Annotated in this window: 18 protein-coding genes; 9 read left to right on the top strand and 9 right to left on the bottom strand. The window is 43.6% G+C overall.

Annotated features, from left to right (window positions below; all coding sequences use genetic code 11):
* Positions 1 to 243: 243 nt before the first annotated feature.
* The gene (locus IM515_RS10375; RefSeq protein ID WP_287627563.1) at positions 244 to 789 is read right to left on the bottom strand and encodes a PEP-CTERM sorting domain-containing protein; all 546 of its coding nucleotides are present in this window, start codon (positions 787 to 789) and stop codon (positions 244 to 246) included.
* Positions 790 to 1450: 661 nt separating this feature from the next.
* On the opposite strand from IM515_RS10375, the gene IM515_RS10370 reads away from it, so the two are divergent.
* Entirely contained in the window at positions 1451 to 3838 is a 2388-nt protein-coding gene (locus IM515_RS10370; RefSeq protein ID WP_287627562.1) for an ATP-dependent Clp protease ATP-binding subunit, read from the top strand.
* Between the two features lie 393 nt (positions 3839 to 4231).
* Here the strand turns inward: IM515_RS10370 and IM515_RS10365 are convergent, their stop codons facing one another.
* Positions 4232 to 4474 carry a DUF8620 family protein gene (locus IM515_RS10365; protein WP_193959178.1) on the bottom strand — a complete coding sequence of 81 codons (243 nt, stop codon included), beginning with the start codon at positions 4472 to 4474 and terminating at the stop codon, positions 4232 to 4234.
* Positions 4475 to 4534: 60 nt separating this feature from the next.
* The gene (gene lnt / locus IM515_RS10360) at positions 4535 to 6061 is read right to left on the bottom strand and encodes an apolipoprotein N-acyltransferase (protein WP_287627561.1); all 1527 of its coding nucleotides are present in this window, start codon (positions 6059 to 6061) and stop codon (positions 4535 to 4537) included.
* Between the two features lie 236 nt (positions 6062 to 6297).
* Here lnt and IM515_RS10355 point away from each other — a divergent pair, with 236 nt between their 5' ends.
* Positions 6298 to 7056, top strand: a complete 759-nt coding sequence (locus IM515_RS10355; RefSeq protein ID WP_287627560.1) for a GAF domain-containing protein — start codon at positions 6298 to 6300, stop codon at positions 7054 to 7056.
* A gap of 91 nt (positions 7057 to 7147) precedes the next feature.
* On the opposite strand, the gene IM515_RS10350 is transcribed toward IM515_RS10355, so the two are convergent.
* Positions 7148 to 7534, bottom strand: a complete 387-nt coding sequence (locus IM515_RS10350) for a hypothetical protein (RefSeq protein ID WP_002756975.1) — start codon at positions 7532 to 7534, stop codon at positions 7148 to 7150.
* A gap of 363 nt (positions 7535 to 7897) precedes the next feature.
* Between IM515_RS10350 and IM515_RS10345 the strand changes: the two genes are divergently transcribed.
* From IM515_RS10345 to IM515_RS10325, 5 genes are all read left to right on the top strand, one after another.
* Complete coding sequence (locus tag IM515_RS10345) at positions 7898 to 8899, top strand: CAP domain-containing protein (protein WP_004159947.1); 1002 nt, start codon at positions 7898 to 7900, stop codon at positions 8897 to 8899.
* 206 nt (positions 8900 to 9105) lie between these two features.
* On the top strand, positions 9106 to 9735 hold the full coding sequence (locus tag IM515_RS10340) for a ribonuclease D (protein ID WP_287627559.1): 630 nt from the start codon (positions 9106 to 9108) through the stop codon (positions 9733 to 9735).
* Between the two features lie 368 nt (positions 9736 to 10103).
* A complete protein-coding gene (locus IM515_RS10335) occupies positions 10104 to 10754 on the top strand; it encodes a DUF3318 domain-containing protein (protein WP_002756971.1) in 651 nt (216 codons plus the stop codon).
* Positions 10755 to 10868: 114 nt separating this feature from the next.
* Positions 10869 to 11864 carry an anti-sigma factor antagonist gene (locus tag IM515_RS10330; protein WP_190719505.1) on the top strand — a complete coding sequence of 332 codons (996 nt, stop codon included), beginning with the start codon at positions 10869 to 10871 and terminating at the stop codon, positions 11862 to 11864.
* Positions 11851 to 12303: an ATP-binding protein gene (locus IM515_RS10325; protein WP_287627558.1), complete on the top strand. Its 453-nt coding sequence runs from the start codon at positions 11851 to 11853 to the stop codon at positions 12301 to 12303. Before IM515_RS10330 ends, IM515_RS10325 begins: the two co-directional genes overlap by 14 nt.
* Positions 12304 to 12309: 6 nt before the next feature.
* Here IM515_RS10325 and IM515_RS10320 read toward each other — a convergent pair whose 3' ends face one another.
* The 4 genes from IM515_RS10320 to petN form a co-directional block, all read right to left on the bottom strand.
* Complete coding sequence (locus IM515_RS10320) at positions 12310 to 13755, bottom strand: serine/threonine-protein kinase (RefSeq protein ID WP_287627590.1); 1446 nt, start codon at positions 13753 to 13755, stop codon at positions 12310 to 12312.
* Between the two features lie 95 nt (positions 13756 to 13850).
* Positions 13851 to 15104: an exonuclease subunit SbcD gene (gene sbcD, locus IM515_RS10315; RefSeq protein WP_193959184.1), complete on the bottom strand. Its 1254-nt coding sequence runs from the start codon at positions 15102 to 15104 to the stop codon at positions 13851 to 13853.
* Positions 15105 to 15146: 42 nt separating this feature from the next.
* Positions 15147 to 15290: a hypothetical protein gene (locus tag IM515_RS10310; RefSeq protein ID WP_002768280.1), complete on the bottom strand. Its 144-nt coding sequence runs from the start codon at positions 15288 to 15290 to the stop codon at positions 15147 to 15149.
* A 16-nt stretch (positions 15291 to 15306) separates the two neighbouring features.
* Positions 15307 to 15396, bottom strand: coding sequence for a cytochrome b6-f complex subunit PetN (petN, locus tag IM515_RS10305; protein WP_012265708.1), 90 nt, complete (start codon positions 15394 to 15396; stop codon positions 15307 to 15309).
* A 414-nt stretch (positions 15397 to 15810) separates the two neighbouring features.
* Between petN and IM515_RS10300 the strand changes: the two genes are divergently transcribed.
* Positions 15811 to 16206 carry a hypothetical protein gene (locus IM515_RS10300; protein WP_287627556.1) on the top strand — a complete coding sequence of 132 codons (396 nt, stop codon included), beginning with the start codon at positions 15811 to 15813 and terminating at the stop codon, positions 16204 to 16206.
* Positions 16207 to 16449: 243 nt separating this feature from the next.
* Positions 16450 to 17550, top strand: coding sequence for a 3-dehydroquinate synthase (gene aroB / locus IM515_RS10295; RefSeq protein WP_287627555.1), 1101 nt, complete (start codon positions 16450 to 16452; stop codon positions 17548 to 17550).
* Here aroB and IM515_RS10290 read toward each other — a convergent pair.
* On the bottom strand, positions 17527 to 18663 hold the full coding sequence (locus IM515_RS10290) for a geranylgeranyl reductase family protein (protein WP_287627554.1): 1137 nt from the start codon (positions 18661 to 18663) through the stop codon (positions 17527 to 17529). The genes aroB and IM515_RS10290 overlap by 24 nt on opposite strands.
* Positions 18664 to 18883: the final 220 nt, after the last annotated feature.

The following is an 18883-nucleotide window of genomic DNA, read 5'->3' as shown; positions in this document are numbered from 1 at the left end:
ACTCCTGTCCCCTAACCCACCCTGCTGATACGGATATCCCCCTTCCGGCTAATGTAAAGAAAACGTTACAGCCGTAGGTTGGGTTGAGCTATTATTATTGAGCAGGTATTACCAATCGGATCAAAAGGCGAAACCCAACCAAGATTGTCAAAATATTCCAGGAAGTTGTTGGGTTTCCTTGCGTCAACCCAACCTACGAGTTTTACTGAATGAAGGGGCATTTATGGTATTTTTAGAAACAATTTAGCCTGCTTTTGTGGTTTCTTTTTCGGTAGATTGGGAAGGTTTTAGTTTGCGTTTGAGGGTTGAAGCTGCGCCGAGAGTGCCGAGGGCGAGGAGGCCGATGGTTGAGGTGGGTTCAGGGCATGGCTTAACATTGAATGGTATCTCTTGACCACCAGAAGACGTACTTGTGATTGGGCTTTTAATTATTAACGTATGTGTACTAGGGGTAAACTCACCGCTCATTGTTAACCTGTTATTAGTACCGTGAAAACTATATGTTCCATTAGACTCGGTTACGCCGTACATATACATAGTACCGTTAAATTTTCCTCCAGATGGAGAATTACTACCTTTAACTGTAAATGTTATTTTGTTCATAACCGTATCTAGACTTACTCCGAAAAGCCAACTCCCATTATACAAAGACTTAGGAACACCGGGTCGGTTAACCTCATAGCAATAACAAAGGGTAGCTGCCTGAGCAGGTTCAACAGCAACAGCAACACCCACCGCAGTAACCATTGTTATTATTGGAACCATTGATAATCTTTGTAAGATATTCATTTTTACTGTTTCTATACATTTATTAGCTCATGTACCTTGAGTCAAGCAAAACCCCAACCCAACACCAAAGGGAGATAGCAGAAGCATACACACTCCCCCCCCCACAACTGTAGCAAAAGCTACAATTTAATAAATCTTTATATTCTTCTCCCTAGCTTAGGGATTCACAGGGGAAAGAGTTTCAGGTATTTTCCCCTGTTTTACTGCTTCTCAGGCGACCTATCGCCTTCCGTGAGGGATTGTGGCGCGGTGTGTCAGATTCGGTAATAGGGTTCAAAATTTCGCTAACCGCTACTTGAGCCATAGCGTTTTCCCTTAAGCAGAATTCACGCCGCCTCCAGTTCATAATGCAATACCAGAAGCTCATCAGAGCAACTCGATTCGCAATTGGCGGCCTACCACAGAAGCCGCCCCTCGGCTGATGTAAAAGATGACCCGTGCGATGCGCCCGCCAGTAGGGGCAATTCATGAATTGCCCCTACTCCCCACCTTCTGTTGTCTTTGTCCTCTAGTGTTATCAGAGTGATAAATTCTTGAATTACCCCCACTCCCCACTCCTGTCCCCTAACCCACCCTACTGATACGGATATCCCCCTTCCGGCTAATGTAAAGAAAACGTTACAGTAACAGGTAAAGCCCAGTAGCCAGGAAGCCGTCGATCATGTTTGAATACTTTAACCAGAAAGCTATCAAAGCGGTGATGTTCGCCCAAGAAGAAGCCCGTCGTACCGGTCACAGTGTCGTCGGTACGGAGCATTTACTGTTAGGATTGATAGGAGAAGCCACCGCCACCGCAGCCTTAATTCTCAAGGATTTAAAAGTCACCCTGCACGAAAGTCGCCGCGTGATTGAAGGAATGACCGGCCGCGGCACCGGTTACAGTCCCGTTAACATCCCTTTTACCCCGAAAGCGAAAAAGATGTTCGAGCAAGCATTTCAGGAAGCTCGACAATTAGGGGAACAGGCGATCGCACCTGAACATCTATTACTCGCTATCACCACCGATCCCGAATCCCTAGCCGCTAAAATTTTAATTATGCAGGGTGTTGATTTGATCAAACTTCGCGGCCTTTTACTGAAAAATGCTGGGGAAAAAGTCGCTAGTGGTCGCTTCACGGCAAGCAGTGACTATGAAGACCAGAAAAATGCTCCTAAAGGCGGTATTTTAGCCCAATATAGTCGCAATTTAAGCCAAGAGGTCAAAAATGGCAAAATTGACCCTGTAATCGGTAGAGAGCCAGAAATCCAGCGAGTTATCCAAATTTTGGGCCGTCGCAGCAAGAATAACCCGATTTTACTCGGTGCGCCGGGGGTGGGCAAAACAGCGATCGCTGAAGGGTTAGCACAACGCATCCATAATGGCGATATTCCCGAACTTTTGCGGGATAAACAGGTAATTGCCCTCGATATGGGGTCTTTACTGGCGGGAACCCGTTTTCGCGGCGATTTTGAGGAACGCTTAAAGGGGGTTGTGGAGGAAGTTCGCAAATCGGGCAGTATTATCCTGTTTATTGATGAAATTCACACTCTTGTGGGTGCTGGTAGCATGGGAGGAGCTATGGATGCTTCTAACTTGCTTAAACCTGCTTTAGCTCGCGGCGAGTTACAGTGTTTAGGGGCCACCACTCTCGATGAGTATAAACAGCATATTGAGCGAGATGCGGCTCTAGAAAGACGTTTTCAGCCAGTTATGGTGGGAGAACCGACTAAAGAGCAAGCGATCGAGATTTTACGCGGTTTAAAAGCCACCTACGAGGATTTCCATCAGGTAAAATACGCTCAAAAAGCGATCGAAGCTGCTGTTCATCTATCCTCGCGCTATATCAATGATCGCTTTTTACCGGACAAAGCGATCGATCTTCTCGATGAAGCGGGATCCCGCACCCATCTGCGCTATTCCCTACAAAGTAAAAGTCCCGCGGAGGTTAGCGAAGAATCACCCCTAATTAACCCCGAATCTTTAATTCCGGTGGTGGATGCGGAGGAAATTGCCCAAATTGTCGCCGCTTGGACAGGTATTCCCGTTACCCAATTAACTGAAACTGAGTCGGAATCGCTCTTAAATCTGGAATATCAACTGCATGAGCGGATTATTGGTCAACAGGAGGCAGTAAATGCCGTTTCTCGTGCTATTCGTCGAGCGCGAGTAAATTTAAAGAATCCTAATCGTCCGATTGCCTCGTTTATTTTTGCCGGTCCCACGGGAGTCGGTAAAACTGAATTAACGAAAGCCTTAGCTAAGTTGCTCTTTGGCTCGGAATCCAGTATGATTCGCCTAGATATGTCGGAATTTATGGAATCCCACACGGTTTCTAAGTTAATTGGTGCGCCTCCCGGATACATCGGTTATAATGAAGGCGGTCAGTTAACGGAAGCAGTGCGTCGTCAACCCTATAAAGTAGTTTTGTTTGACGAAATCGAGAAAGCACATCCCGATGTTTTTAATCTTCTCCTGCAACTGTTAGAAGATGGTCATTTGACCGATTCCCAAGGTCGTCGGGTGGACTTTAAGAATACCCTAATTATCATGACCTCGAATATTGGCTCAAAAGTCATCGAAAAAGGCGGTAATAGCTTAGGATTCGAGATTGCTGACGATTTTGCTCAATCGCACTACCAACAGATTTCTAATCGGGTGACAGAGGAGTTAAAACAATATTTCCGTCCCGAATTTCTCAACCGTCTCGATGAAATTATCGTTTTCCGACAGTTAACTCGCGAAGAAGTTACCCAGATTGCCGATATTCTGATCGCAGATCTAGCCAAACAATTGACAGAAAAAGGTATTTCTGTGGAAGTTACCGCCGCTTTTAAGGATTTGGTCATCAATGAGGGTTATGATCCTAGCTACGGTGCGCGGCCTTTACGTCGTGCTTTAACTCGACGCTTAGAGGATAGTTTAGCGGTCGCGATGTTATCGGGAAAAGTCAATTCTGGAGACCATGCGATATTAGATGTAACTACTGAAGCTGTGGTGACAGTCTCTAGTCATCGGCGCTCCGAGCAGAACAATATTCTCTCGCAATTACAGTTACAACCAGTGGGTTAATCCCCTCAAAAATTGCTTTTTTTCGGGGTTGAAAAATGTTCAACCCCGATTTTTATCATCTAAGTAGGGTTTGCGGTAAAAAGTTTATTGGTGGGGTTAGGAGTCGGTCGTCGGTCCTTAGGAGATAGGAGATAGGAGATTATTTTATTTATTCTCCCCACTACCCCACTACCCCACTACCCCACACCCCACACCCTCTTTCCAGTCAGGAGATTATTTTTATTTATTCTTCCCACTCCCCACACCCTACACCCTCTTTCAAGTCAGTCCCGATGCCAAAGTTGGCACCGCCAAGGATGAAAATATTGGGATTATTTTTCCTAAGTAGGTAGGCGTTAAAAATTATCAGACACCCCCTTATCAAGGGTAGGGTTGATTCATGAATCAACCCTACTATTTAGGGGACAAGCGTTCTTGAATTTGATTAATTGCCCAGCTTAAAATCGCCCCCGCAATTAAAATACTAATAGCAGGATTGAATAAGGGCAGCCAAAGACGCTGAAAAAGTTTAAATCCTAGGGGAATTCCTGTGGATTCACCGATAACAGCCACGGCAAACCAGAGAAAACCCGCTATTACCAAAAACACATCAAATATTAAGATTCTATTCAACCACTTGACCAATTGCTCTTTCATTGCATCAAAAACTTAGGTTATTTATACAGTTCATTCAGGAAAAAGTATAGCACTGTCACCTTAATCCCAAGCTCTCCAGAGCCAAGCGAGTCCGGCAGTAATGATTAAAACTTTAGTTAACCAATCTCCCCAGCGCACATATAAAGTTCTTGTATCCCGTCGATAAATTGTTTCGCTATGGATTTGATATCTATCCAGATCCGATAGCCAAAGCTGATTACCGTGGGGATCGACAAAAGCAGAATAACCCGTATTGGTGGCCCGGGCCATCCATCGATCGGTTTCGATCGCTCGCATGGTATCCTGAGCATGGTGTTGAGCGGGCATGGCGTGGCTATAATGGGCGTTATTAGAAGCAGTAATAATAAATTCGCCTCCTCTAGCAGTTTGACGGCGAAAATGTTCGGAAAAAGCCGATTCGTAACAAATGCCCACAATTATTTTACCGAAAGGACTGTCAATAATTTGAGCGGCATCTCCCGGGATTAAGTGCGCTTGCAAGGGAGAAAGGCGATCAACAATTCCGCCCAAAATTTCCTGAAAAGGAACGTATTCGCCTAAAGGCACGAGAATTACTTTATCATACCGACTAATCACCTGTCCCTCGCCATCAATGGTCAAGAGACTATTGTTATAACCCTTGTCCACCTTGCCAAATGCACCTAACCAGATCGGCGTTTTTTTGGCTAAAATTGCCGAATAAATCGAGCTATTATTGACTAAGTTCTCCCAATAGTAGGGTAAGGCGGTTTCAGGAGTTAAGACGGCATCTACTGCTTGATCGGCGAGAATTTGATAACCAGTGGTGTAACCTTCGAGTGCCTTTTGAAATCCTAGGGGCGAAAGTTTAATCGTGTTGGGAATATTGCCCTGAATTACGCCAATTTTTATCCCTAAATCCCTTGACTTTTCGATCGGTTTATGGTATGTGTTCCATCCCCAGAGATGCAGGCTAAAACAAATAAGCAGGGGTAAAGAGAGAAAAGCGAGATTTTGCCGCGATTGACGGATTAGGAGCAAGCTTTCGGCGATTAAACCGTTAAATGCCACAATTGCCGCCGTTACCGTCGTAAAACCCGATAATTTGCCCAATTGCAGAATCAATAAATTATGGGGACTTTGACTATAAGCAAGGGTAGTCCACCAGAGAGGGGATTGACTCCAGAGAGATTCTAACCCACACCAGAGGGCAGTGCCGATGAAAACCCGTAGGAGGGCATCCCGAAAAGATGACTGATTAACACTTTTGTTGACATAAAACATAACTAACGTCCAAGTTAGCACGATCGCCGTTCCCCAAAAAGTGATAAACAACCAACAAAATAGGGCAATTAACAAACTCGCTAACCAGGGGACACCCATCCACGTCATCGGGTGAATTCCCGTGATCCAGAATAAAGCCAGACCATGGTAGGCAAAACCCCAGCCAAAACCGTATAAAAGCTGTTTTTTTAGGGATTTTTCCGCTAATCTCACAATAATCCACAGGGGGACGAGAGAAATCCAAGCGAGTAACCACCAAGAAACCGGCGCCACTGTTAACCCCATCCCCACACCGGCCAAAATTGCCCAGAGAAAACGCACCATCTTTCACTCCAGTCAGGTTAAACTCCTCTGACCTACTAGATCAGAGTAGCTAGAGGGAAGACAAAACACAAGAGAGACACAGAAGTTTTGGCTACATCTACAATAGATCAGTTAGCGAGTAAAAAAGCCCCCCAATCAGATGCTATGGCAAGCTATAGACTCAGACAAACAGGGAGATGAGGAATGTCACCCTCACCCTGAAAGCCTAAACTCGGACTGAATAAGTGATTGAATACATGGATAATTTTAATCCCAAAATAGCTACTCTGGCTCTTGTCTTGAATGTTGAGGAAAATCTCGAAGATATTTTTGGGAAAATAGCTAGTATGAGCGCTCATCAATTGCGAGCGCGGCACTGTTCAATTATGTTAAGCTCTCCACAGGAATTAAAAGGGGAAATTACCGATTATCTAGAAGTTTTTGCCCATTATGATGATCTATCACCTTTGGCTGATCAAGAAATAATTAAACTCGATCAAGTTATTGCCGATACTGTAGCGACCACAGGAAAACCTTTACTAATTAAGGATATCACTCGATCGCCATTTGCCACTGCAGCCCGTTATCCCAAAAGATCAAATAATAATAGTTTTATCTCCGTACCGATTATCCTCAATCAGCAGGTAATCGGGGTAATTAATCTCAGTTTTCCCCTAGACAAAAAACATTTTGAACCCTTAGATTTAGAAATCTTGCAGTTATTCGCTCAACAGGCGGCCCAATCCCTGCAAATTTTTCATTTGCAAGGGATGTTAAAATCTCGTTTTGTGGCCATGGCAGTGACTAGAGAAATAGCAGAAATTCAGTCCGAACATTCGATCGCTGTTCATCCTTATCCGCCGAAATTAGCCAAAATTGTCGCTAAGGCTTTTTTTAAAGAATTAACTCAGGCCGGTTTTGTAACTCATGAAGTTATTGAGATTGCTAATGAGGTTTTGAATTTACTACAAAAGACTCTTAATAAACATAAAAATCGTCTGGAAGGAAAAGATTAAGCGCTATTCAAGGGTTAAAATTGACTAACTTGCCACTCCGGTGCAGTCCGAAGGAGTAATTGAGATAGTTAACAGCTTAATTGACCGTTGTTTACTGATTACCGCTGCCGTCCTGCCGTCCTAATTCATAGACACCAGAGGCAACACAGGCGAGAATACCGACACTAATCGGCCAACTTTTTCCTAAACTAATCTCGATTAACCAATCGGAGAAACCGCCGAGGATGAGAAAGGGAATAATACTAAAGATAGAGGCATAAAAAGCATTTTGTGATTCTCTGGCGATGCGAGTTTTTTCAAACTCCTCTAGGGAAGTATAGAGGAAACGCTCGGCAAAATTAAACCAGCGATAGAAAATTTCTATAAACCAATTTCGCACCCCAGCTAACCCCAAATATAATGCTAAAGACCAGAGACAGCTACCGGCAATAAAGGCCGGGGAAATATTGATAGTGAAGGGCAGAAAGTCGATTACCATAAATGAGAGCCACAGAAGTGGTAAATTTGAGCGAACGGCTTGATCAATCTTAACAAGTCTTGACCCTGGCACCAAAAAGTTGATATCCTCACCCCTGGGGCCGGACGGTGATTTCCAAACCTGACCATTTGGGTTTCTGCTTGCGATCCCTGGGGGGGGGGTTTCCCAGCTGCCTTATGCCATTTTTCTTTATTCGTGTCCCTCACCCCCGCTCCTCTCCCTTTCTGGGGGTGAGGGAAATTCACTATCTCTGTCATTACTTTAGAAAAATGCTATGACATTCTGGCATATATCCTGTAAATGCGCTAGTATTTAACAGTAAATCCAACCTAGAACGGCGGGGTTTCAGACCCAATTTTTTTGATGAAAAGTTTTTTTAAGAAACCTTATCGGTTAGGAATTTTGATGCTTGTCTCGACAAGTTTAATGGCCTGTAGTGCCTTAAACTATAGCTCTTTTGCGGAACTCCTATCATCTTTCTCTCCCTCTCCCTCTCCTTCTCCCTCTCCTTCCCCTTTAGATGCGGCAACTTTACTTGTTTTAGAGAATAAAATCTATCAACAGGTAAATCGCTATCGTCAATCTCGTAATTTATCTCCCCTACTGTTAAATCGAGCAATTTCTCAACAGGCAAGATTACATAGCCAACGCATGGCTGCGGGTTTAGTTCCTTTTAGTCATCAAGATTTTGACAAAAGAGCGCAAACTATTGGCGTTTCGGTTCCCTATCAAGCGGTGGGGGAAAATCTGGCAGTTAATCAAGGTTATGATGACCCAGTAATGATGGCTGTGGATGGCTGGATTAAAAGTCAAGGTCATCGGGAAAATATGGAGGGAGATTTTGATAGTACTGGGATTGGAGTAGCGACGGATAATCAAGGGAAATTATACTTTACTCAAATATTTCTAAAACGTCAATCCGCTCCCGTTTCTACTAATCCTCTTAGCTACGATCTTATCGGGAATCAATCTTTTTTAATTACCCTCGAAGAGAACACTAATTATCAAGTTAATCGCTACCGAATTTCTCAAAATTTACCGCCCCTACGTCTCGATGCTCGCATTAGTCATGAAGCTCGCTTATTTAGTCAAAAAATGGCCAATAAACAGGCTCCTTTTAGTCATGATGGTTTCGAGGGAAGATTCAAGGCAGTACAAAGGATGATCCCTTTAGAAAAAATGGGCGAAAATTTGGCTTTTATGAAGGGATATCCTGACCCCGTTGCTGTTGCCGTTAAGGGGTGGATTAATAGCCCCGGCCATCAAAAAAATATGGTTGGTGATTATAATCTCACTGGTATCGGTATCGCTAAAAATAATGCTGGTGAATATTACTTTACACAACTTTTTGTTAAAAAGCGTTGACAAAATGACCATGATAATATTTAAATTTAATTATCAGTTTTTAACTATCAGCCTTTTCAGTTGTCAGTTATCAGATTTGAGTTTTCAGTGAACAGTCTTAAGTAAGGAGTATTAAATCGCATTAACAGTGCTGTCTTTTTACTGATAACTGATAACTGATAACTGATAACTGATAACTGAAAAAAGCTCTCCTATCTTCTAACTATATGAACTTAGATAATTTTCAAGTGTGCGATCAAGATTTAAGTGATGACCTATTATCCCGTTATCTAGGGGTTAATTCGATCGCTGTAGATACAGAAACTATGGGATTAATTCCAGGGCGCGATCGACTGTGTTTAATTCAACTCTGTGATCCCAGTGGTTTTGTCACCGCTATTCGCGTTTTTAGGGGGCAAACAGAGGCTCCTAATCTCAAAAAGGTCATGGAGGATGAGCGGATAGAAAAAGTCTTTCATTTCGCCCGTTTTGATGTGGCTCAACTGTCCCATACTTTTGCCATTGCCACTCAACCGATTTTCTGCACCAAAATCGCCAGTAAACTCGCTCGGACTTATACCAGCAGTCACGGTTTAAAAAGTCTCGTGCAGGAATTGGAAGGCATAGAATTAGACAAAACCGCTCAAAGTTCTGATTGGGGAAATGCCGCTAATCTTACTCCAAAACAACTGAGTTACGCGGCTAACGATGTGCGCTATTTACTGTCAGTGCGAGATAAATTAATTATGATGCTGCAAAGAGAAGAAAGATGGGAGTTAGCCCAAAAGTGCTTTAGTTGTATCCCCATTTTTACCGCTTTAGATTTACAGCAATATAAAGATATATTTGAGCATTAGTCAGCACAAGTTACAGTCTATTTAATAAGTAAATAGAAGAGAGATTTTGTCTTTGATCCCCCCTTAATCCCCCCTTGATAAGGGGGGTGCTGATCCGCCCTTAATCCCCCCTTAATAAGGGGGGTATCTGACAATTTTTAACACCCACCTACTTAGTATGATTGACTCCCAATCGAACTTTAAAAACCCAGTTATGGATGGTTTCTTCCCACTTCCCCACTTCCCCACTTCCCCACTTCCCACTTCCATCACTGTTTACTGATCACTGAAAATGCTCTCTAGGGCCAAAAGCTGCCAAGATCACAAAAAAGACCGCTATGATCGAAAATAGAAATCATCGTCATTGGTAGAGAATAGGTAAAAAATCTATGACATCTTATGCGGCCTCCTCTGCACGAGCCGAAATGAGCGAACTTCGGCGCCTAAAAACCCTACTACCTCCAGAATTACAAAGTTGGGTAACGGTAGAAGGTTCCACAGAGGTTAATCCCCCCCTGATCCGTTGTGAAGAAATTGGCAGAGATGAGGTAGAAATTCAGATAGATTTGGCAAAATGGGAAAATTTAGCCATCGATCAGCGTAATTTGCTCTTTTGGCATGAAGTCGCCAGGATTCAAAATGATAGTATTCCTCGGGAAGGCTGGGAAATGGCCGCCCTCGCTATTGGCTTAGGTGGTGCGGTGGGGGAATTATGGGTACAGGACGGGTTATTATTGCTTTTGGCTATGGGATTATGTGGGATTTCCGGTTATCGTCTCTGGCGCAAAAATAATGGCGATAAAATTCTCAAAGAAGCGATCGAAGCCGATGAAAAAGCGATCGCCTTGGCCACCCGTTTCGGTTATTCTCTCCCCAACGCCTACAAGAGCCTAGGCAGTGCCTTTAAAACCCTAATTGAACAAACGCCCAACCGTCGTCTGCGTAAGCGTTATGAGACCCGTTTAGATGCCCTGAGAAAGAGTGCAGCCAAAGCGAAAGCCCAAACCCAAGGCCGTCCGCCCCTAGGTGAGATTCGTTAGCCGATGATCACAGGTAATCTCTGACATTACCCATTGGTATTTGGGGAAAAGTGTAGTAAACATTTAAGTGGGTCATCAGGCCTTGTTCATCTATCAAACCATCTCTTTGTGTCGATGACTTCCCAAATTCCTGAAACACGTTTTCTGATCATTCCGATGGAGTATCCGGTTTTGCGGATGCCGGATCGCTTGACTGTCTTGGAAGCAGTACAGTTCAAGGATCTGTTTCACCATCTCATCGCCCAAACACCCACTCCCGAAAAAGTCATTCTTGATCTAAATGCCACTCAATTTATGGATAGTAGTGGTGTGGGTGCTTTAGTCCATAATCTCAAAGCGGCCAGGGCAGAAAATATCGAGTTAGTGCTGGCTAACGTCCATCCCCCAGTGATGGGGGTTTTATCGATTACGGGACTAGATCAATTATTCACTTTCCAAACCTCCCCCCTAGCAGCCCAAGAAAAGAGCTTTACTGCCAATGAAAACCATCTACCGGAAACCCATCCCTCGATTCGCAGTTGGTTAAAGCGCGGTCTTGACATTGTTGGTGGGATCGTGGGTTTATTAATCACGGGGGTTATTTTTGTCCCCATTGCTATCGCTATTAAGTTAGACAGTCCCGGTCCAATTTTTTTCAGTCAAACCCGCTGCGGTTGGTTGGGAAAGGAATTTAAAATTCTTAAGTTTCGTTCCATGTGTGTGGATGCAGAAGCACTCAAGGATAAAATCCCCAATCAAGCGGAGGGAGCTTTTTTTAAAAATAAAAATGATCCCCGGATTACCCGGGTAGGAAAATTTTTACGTCGCACCAGTTTAGACGAATTGCCCCAGTTTTGGAATGTGATCACCGGTGAAATGAGTCTTGTTGGCACTCGTCCTCCCACCCCCGATGAGGTGGAACGCTACGATGTTCCCCAATGGCAACGTTTAGATGTAAAACCCGGTATGACGGGAGAATGGCAGGTGAATGGTCGCTCTCGGGTGAGTAATTTTGAAGAGGTAATTCAACTAGATTTGCGCTATCAAGAAAATTGGAGTTTAGGCTACGATCTACAACTGATTTTTAAAACAATTTTGATTCTCTTTCAAAAAAACAGTGGTGCCTTCTGAAGTCTTAAATTCCCCTTCTTTCCCCCTCCAATTCCATCTACAAGTCCGGACGGAATTGGCAGCTTTAATCCCAGTCCTACAATGGTTTGAATCCCACGGCCGCTCTTTTCTACCCGACTCGGTGCTTTGGCAGTGTAAGGTGGCTTTAGCCGAAGGATTTACTAATGCTGTCCGTTACGCTCACCAACATTTACCACCAACTACACCCATCGATCTAGAATTAACTTTACAGTCCCATTCTCTAGAAATAAGAATATGGGATCACGGTCAACCTTTTGATCTGCAAGCAAAACTTGATTCTCTACAACAACATCCCGTCGCACCTTTGGAAATGGAAAGCGATCGAGGATTAATTTTTATGCGTTCTCTTACTGATACTTTACAATATATCCGCACTGGCGAAGGGAGAAATTGTTTAATTCTCCAGAAAAGTTTTTAAGTCAATTTATCCCCTGCTAGAAACTCTGTCCATGGCACAGGTTTCCAGACGAGAAAAAAGAATTATGCCACCACCCACACCCCACACAAGGGTGGGAAGATGTCCAGAGGGTGCTTTGAGAGAGAAAGTAATTTGATCGTAGTATAACCACTTGTTATTAACTCGCCAACCGACTTTTGACCCGAAAGCGTTCCATTTTTGTTGATCATAATTGCTGCTTCCTCCCAAACTTTCATAGATTCTTTTCTGAACAGATAGACCAAATTTTCCCTGACTATATTGTAACCAGAGTTGATTGATAGTGGCTAAATCTTCACAGGGAAAGTTATCTATGTCTTCTATCTTAAGATATTTTTCTTTAGTTCGATCGGCAACTTTTAAGAAGAGATTAGCCGTTTCTTGATCTGCCTCTTGCCATTTTTCTTGCGCTAAGAAATCCCGTAGGTTAGTGTAATCAATTTCCTTGGCACTTTTGAGGTTAATTTCCTCCCTGGTGGCGGCTGGAAAAACTGGCAAAACCGTTTCTTGAATTGTATTCTGTGATCGGGGTTTTGGCGGAATCACGAAGGCTAATTTTACTGCTAACTCTTGCAGGACTTCCCCGGCTGATTGATAACGTTTTTTGGTGCCAAATTCAATTAATTTATCTAAAATTTTACCTAATTCAACACTAACAGGATTATTAAAGAGGTGCTGTCTCCATACCCATTCATGTTCACTCACATCGAATAATTCAAAGGGAGATATTCCCGTTAATAAATAGATACAAGTGACTCCCAAACTATATAAATCACTGCTATTAATTGCTTTACCATTGCCTTGTTCTGGTGCGATATATCCCGGCGAACCGATCACTGTTCCTGTTAGGGAAAGATTAGCAATAGTCATAAATTTAGAGGCACCGAAATCAACTAAAATTATTTTATTATCGCTGCGTCTCCTAATTATATTAGCTGGTTTAATATCTCGATGAATGACTCTTTTAGCATGGATAAAATCAAGAACTGGCAAAATTTCTAATAAAAGATGTTTAATCTTTTCTTCATTGAAAACTCCCTCGCTTTGTAATTCTTGTTCTAGATTTTCTCCCTCAATATATTCTTGAACAAGATATTGTCGCCCATCATTGCTGGTAAAATAGGCATAGAGAGAGGGAATTTGTGGGTGTTGACCGAGATTATCTAAACTAATCGCTTCTTCTTTAAATAATTCCGCCGCTTTCTTGAGAGCATTACTGCCTTGAGCGCTAGGAAAAAATTGTTTAATCACACAATAGGGTTGAGAAGGTTTATCCTCATCAATTGCTTGAAAAGTTTTACCGAAACCTCCTTGACCAATTAATTTTATGGCACGATAACGATCTTTTAGTAATAATTGAAAGCAACATTTTTGACAGAATTTATCTGTAGGATCATTGTTATATAGACAATCGGGATTAAGACATAAACTCATGGCTTGTTTAAACAGGGATAGGGAAGATGTTTCAGTGAGCAGTAAACTGATAACTGATAACTGATAACTGATAACTGATAACTGATAACTGATAGCTAAATCGAGGTTTCTTCCTCTAGCCAAATTTCTGGCTGTTGATTTAATAAAAGCTGGGCTGCCTCTAACATATCATCAACAATATCCCGCAAATCTTTCTTATTATCGATATAAGCTTTTAACGCCTCCATCGGATCTAATTGATTACCCACCCCTAATTCTGGTAAACGGGGACGGGTTAATTGACTAATTAACTCGGCACGAATACTATAGCTATGGGCAGGTTTTAACGCCTCGTCAAGCTGATTGGTGTTGATTAGTTCTAATTGTTCACTGCGAATTTTATAAACTAAGCGGATAACTGCTTCCTGAATATCGTGTTTTTTGAGAGCTTTCAGCAATTCTTTTTGGGGGTTTTCTGCCTCAGAAACATCCACTTCGATGGAACGGAAAGGACGCACGGGTAAAGGACAAAATTCCCATTTAACCTCTCCTTTAGCCACTTCTATTAAAACATAGCCTTTATCTTCTTTTTCCTCGCTAAAATCCACTCGATCGATGCTCCCCGGATAGACAATGGGCGGATCATTGCTAGGATTAAGATTTTGATGTTTGTGAACATGACCGAGGGCAACGTACTCGAATTGTGGACGATTTAGCAGGGATAAAGGTACGGTAAAACCTTTACCAACCGCTAAAAATCTTTCTGCTCCTAAACTAGCTCGATCGGCCATTAAATGGGCTAATAAAACTGTTGGTAAACTTGTATCTAATTGGCGAATTTCTCCTTCTAAAACTGGTTCCAAACGGTTAATTAATAATTCATTTACTCCACTCAAGGATAAACCCTCGGTTTCGGGACGGGTTAAGAGGGTGGCGCGGGTTAACCAGGGTAAAGTAATGACTTGGATATCGCCGTTGCGGGTGGTGATGCGATGGGTGGTCAAGCGATCGCCAACAATAAACCCCGGCACCGCTAGGGTACGATAGATGGAGAGACTGACACCGCCATTACCCTGAGAATGTTGATCGTGATTACCCACTAATAACACCGTCGGGATATTAGCATCGGCAAGACGACGGAATTGACTGGCAAAAGCTTCGTGAACAAAAGGAGGAGGAGTGGCATCGGGAAAGGCATCTCCCCCAAAAAGAACTAGATCCACAGGGGAGGCAATAGCCCGATCGATACAGAGGCTTAAACTGCCCATAAAATCTTCTAAACGCGTGTTTAATCCCGTTTTTGGATTTAAACGTCCATGGGAAAAACCGCTCCCCATGTGAATATCCGATAAGTGCAGTATTTTAATCATAGTAAAGGAAAAACAGGCGTAATTAAGTACACCTGTTCAGGATTATTTTCCTAATTTTTTATCGCCATCTTGACGACGGCGATCGCGCCATTCTGTAGTCGTCAGGTAGAGAATGCCACCACTGACGACAACGAGGAGAATTAAGGCGACTAGAAAGAGAGTGTTGAGAATCAAAGATGTTTCCATGGTATCTATAGATTACCTAGAAACCGTTACGACCCCAAACCACCATGGCGATCGACCAAGTGAACAGGGCGAGAATGCTAACCCAACCAAGTGTCAAAATATCCATAATTGCCTTTGTTAAACGAATTACCTAGGAGTTGACACTCTCCGCCCTAAAAGTGCGGAGATTCTTGGGCTGAATCTTGCCGCTACTAGCAAAGCTAATTTTGGTCTTACAGTTTCATGTCTAGTCCGACTACACCTACAAGGTAAGCACTCTTAAAGACTACTCCCCAAGCGTAAATTTCTGTGTGTCCCACAGTATTTAATTGTTTTTCGCTCTTACCATGTGGACTTACGATGAAAGCTTTTGTACCAGTGATGGTTAGAGATTTAGGGATTACGGAGTGTCGCTTGTTTCCTGCGTTCCCAAAGTCAACGACTCAATTTAATGCTAACATAAAGTCGCCCTAAAGGGCGAGGTTTTCAACCCGAATTTTCGATAATACTCCATCAGTGACTCCGTTTTAGAGAGGCGATCGTGCAAATTACGCTCAAGGAAAGAATCGAATCCATACAGGTGGGGAGTATCTCGGCTCTGGCTTTCCTGGTTCCCTATCTGCTATTTTTAACTGTTGATCGACTATTGTTAGGGGAATCCCTCACAGTAATTGGCGCTTTTGTCAAGATATCCGGGGCGATAATGAGCGGATTTCTCTTCGGTGTCACCTATCGTTATGTCGTCCGTAACGATGATAATCCCCATCTCAAAGATGGTACAGTAGCAGCTTTTGCCCTAGTCCGCGGCCTAGTTCCCCTACAATTATCCACAGACTTGATCGCTGACAGTGGGCAATTAAGTCTCTTTCTGGGAGAGAGCTTTATCTGTTTTTTATCCTGTCGTCTGCTCTTAGGGTTGACTAAGCTGCGTCAATAACCGATCATCTTTTTGGCTATCGGGAGTCAGGAGTCGGGAGTCAGGAGTCGGTCGTCAGGAGATAGGAGTCAGGAGATAGGAGACAGGAGACAGGAGATTATTTTATTTATTCTTACCACTTCCCCACACGCCATTTCCCCATTTCCCCATTTCCCCACACCCCACACCCCACACCCCACACCCCACACCCCACTTCCCCACTTCCCCACTTCCCCACACCCCACACCCCACACCCCACACCCTATGGCTATTTGTATTCCCGTTAATTTACCCGATCGCTCCTATAATATTCTGATCGAGAAGGACAGTTTAGCTAATCTCGGTGGAGAAATGAGCCAGTTAAACTTAGGTAAAAAGGTTTTATTGGTTTCTAATCCCGAAATTTTTGACTATTACGGGCAAATAGCCGTTAATTCTCTAGAAAAAGCGGGATTTGTCGTTTTTACTCATCTGATCCCCGCCGGCGAAAATTATAAAACCCTCGATGCGATCGCCCAAGTTTATGATACCGCCCTCGCTCACCGGCTGGAACGTTCCTCGACTATGGTTGCCCTCGGTGGTGGTGTGATCGGGGATATGACGGGATTTGCGGCAGCCACATGGTTACGGGGTGTTAATTTTGTCCAGGTTCCCACCACCCTGTTAGCGATGGTGGATGCTTCCATCGGGGGTAAAACTGGTGTTAATCATCCCCAGGGCAAAAATCTGATCGGGGCGTTTTATCAACCGAAATTAGTTCTGATCGATCCTGACGTGCTTAAAACTCTACCCGTGCGAGAATTTCGGGCAGGAATGGCAGAAGTGATTAAATACGGTGTAATTTGGGATGCTGAGTTATTTCAACAGTTAGAAGACTCGGACAATTTAGCTAGTTTTTCTCAGATCGATGGCGAGCTATTGCAAACAATTATTACAAAGTCTTGCCAAGCTAAAGCAGATGTGGTAAGCAAAGACGAAAAAGAAGCGGGTTTGCGGGCGATCTTAAACTATGGTCACACGATCGCCCACGGCATTGAAAGTTTAACGGGATATACTAGCGTTAACCACGGGGAAGCGGTGGCCCTGGGGATGGTGGCGGCAGGAGCGATCGCTGTTAAACTGGGAATGTGGACCGCCGGGGAAAATCAACGTCAAACCGATCTAATCGAAAAAGCCGCCTTAGAAACCCGTATTCCGCCTTTAAATGCCGATGAGATGGTCAATGCTCTCACTGCCGATAAAAAGGTTAAAGATGGCCAAGTTAGATTTATTTTACCAACGGCGATCGGCCAAGTCACCATTAGCGATCGAGTCACCCCCACCCTGGTGCGTGAGGTGTTATCACCAACCGAATCCGGGCAGTAAACGCTTTTTCAATTGTTGCATCGCTTGTTCCGTAACATCCCGGTATTTTAAATCTCCCACGAGAATACGTCCCATCAGTTGACCGGCGATCGGACGTTTAACGGCGACATTGTAGGCGATTTGGGTAAATTGATAGAATAAACCAGCCAATTTGGCCGCTAAAGCCATATCTTCACCCCATTCTTCCCGAATTATCCGACTATAGCTCGCTAAAGCCTGATTATCTCCGGCTAAAGCTCGCTCAATCGCCTCGGCTGCCTTAACTCCCGTCAAAATTGCCGGACGGATACCCTCACCGATGAGAGGATCGAGAATCCCCGCCGCTTCTCCTGTAATTAGGGCATTTTGGGCGTGTAGCGGTTGATTTCCGTTCCAAAAAGCTAAAGCATACTCACTATAGTGATAATCCTCTAAATTCCAGCCCTTTTGACGGGCATAATTTAACAGTTGTTTTTTTAGCTCCTCGGATTTGATGCTGCCCTTAAAACAAGCACCGCTAATTGTGTAACCATTAGACTTGGGAAAAGCCCAGATATAACCATTTTTTAGGGAACCAAAATCAAAAAAAGCTTTTTGGGGTGGAATAGTCGCTTCTGCGTTAGTAATTTCCAGAGTAGCCCCGATCGCTTCGTTTTTCGCTGGTAATCCCAACCAGCGACTGGTATTACCCTTAACACCATCGGCAGCAATCAGATATTTACCTGAAAATGTTCCCTGGGATGTGGTAACTTGCCAGTGATCTTGGACGAATTTGATCTGGGTAACTTCGCTGTTATCTTGGATAGTTGCCCCGACTGCGATCGCCTGTTGACCTAAAAAATCATCGAAACGATCCCTTTGTACCATCCACATCGGTTCTAGCATATTTAACTTAGTGGTGACGGTATCCCCCTGTTTCCAAGTAAACTGTACTTCCGTGACGGTATTCTCGATCACGGGAGTAAAGTCAAAATCAAACCATTGCTTAATTGCTGGGGATACCCCCCCACCACAGGGTTTATAACGGGGTAATTTCGCTTTATCGAGGATCAGGATCGATCGTCCCTTTTTAGCTAGATGATAACCCGCCGTCGCTCCTGCTGGTCCCGCACCGATGATAATACAGTCAAACATTTGTACTAATTGAAGTCGTTGAACAAATTTATAGACAATTTACGCTATTTTGGGCAACTTGTGTTGAGTCTGGTTTCTTGTCCCTTCTTCAGTCGGTTGAGCTTGCCTCTCTATTTTCTAGCTGATTTATCCCCCAATTTCCCAGAGAGCCTAATCTCTGGCTTTTTTAGCTAATTGATCAATTAAGTAGCTGGTTATAATTAAATTAAAAATGGATTTT

Source organism: Microcystis sp. M44BS1 (assembly GCF_020244875.1).
Lineage (GTDB): Bacteria > Cyanobacteriota > Cyanobacteriia > Cyanobacteriales > Microcystaceae > Microcystis > Microcystis panniformis.
The sequence above is the reverse complement of the archived record's forward strand: the minus strand, read 5'-3'. Positions and strand labels throughout refer to the sequence as shown.

Bases quoted from the DNA above. Each gene is read 5' to 3' on its own strand.
- IM515_RS10375 (WP_287627563.1), bottom strand. From the start codon at position 789: ATGAATATCTTACAAAGATTATCAATGGTTCCAATAATAACAATGGTT.
- IM515_RS10370 (WP_287627562.1), top strand. From the start codon at position 1,451: ATGTTTGAATACTTTAACCAGAAAGCTATCAAAGCGGTGATGTTCGCC.
- IM515_RS10365 (WP_193959178.1), bottom strand. From the start codon at position 4,474: ATGAAAGAGCAATTGGTCAAGTGGTTGAATAGAATCTTAATATTTGAT.
- lnt (WP_287627561.1), bottom strand. From the start codon at position 6,061: ATGGTGCGTTTTCTCTGGGCAATTTTGGCCGGTGTGGGGATGGGGTTA.
- IM515_RS10355 (WP_287627560.1), top strand. From the start codon at position 6,298: ATGGATAATTTTAATCCCAAAATAGCTACTCTGGCTCTTGTCTTGAAT.
- IM515_RS10350 (WP_002756975.1), bottom strand. From the start codon at position 7,534: ATGGTAATCGACTTTCTGCCCTTCACTATCAATATTTCCCCGGCCTTT.
- IM515_RS10345 (WP_004159947.1), top strand. From the start codon at position 7,898: ATGAAAAGTTTTTTTAAGAAACCTTATCGGTTAGGAATTTTGATGCTT.
- IM515_RS10340 (WP_287627559.1), top strand. From the start codon at position 9,106: ATGAACTTAGATAATTTTCAAGTGTGCGATCAAGATTTAAGTGATGAC.
- IM515_RS10335 (WP_002756971.1), top strand. From the start codon at position 10,104: ATGACATCTTATGCGGCCTCCTCTGCACGAGCCGAAATGAGCGAACTT.
- IM515_RS10330 (WP_190719505.1), top strand. From the start codon at position 10,869: ATGACTTCCCAAATTCCTGAAACACGTTTTCTGATCATTCCGATGGAG.
- IM515_RS10320 (WP_287627590.1), bottom strand. From the start codon at position 13,755: ATGAGTTTATGTCTTAATCCCGATTGTCTATATAACAATGATCCTACA.
- sbcD (WP_193959184.1), bottom strand. From the start codon at position 15,104: ATGATTAAAATACTGCACTTATCGGATATTCACATGGGGAGCGGTTTT.
- IM515_RS10310 (WP_002768280.1), bottom strand. From the start codon at position 15,290: ATGGAAACATCTTTGATTCTCAACACTCTCTTTCTAGTCGCCTTAATT.
- petN (WP_012265708.1), bottom strand. From the start codon at position 15,396: ATGGATATTTTGACACTTGGTTGGGTTAGCATTCTCGCCCTGTTCACT.
- aroB (WP_287627555.1), top strand. From the start codon at position 16,450: ATGGCTATTTGTATTCCCGTTAATTTACCCGATCGCTCCTATAATATT.
- IM515_RS10290 (WP_287627554.1), bottom strand. From the start codon at position 18,663: ATGTTTGACTGTATTATCATCGGTGCGGGACCAGCAGGAGCGACGGCG.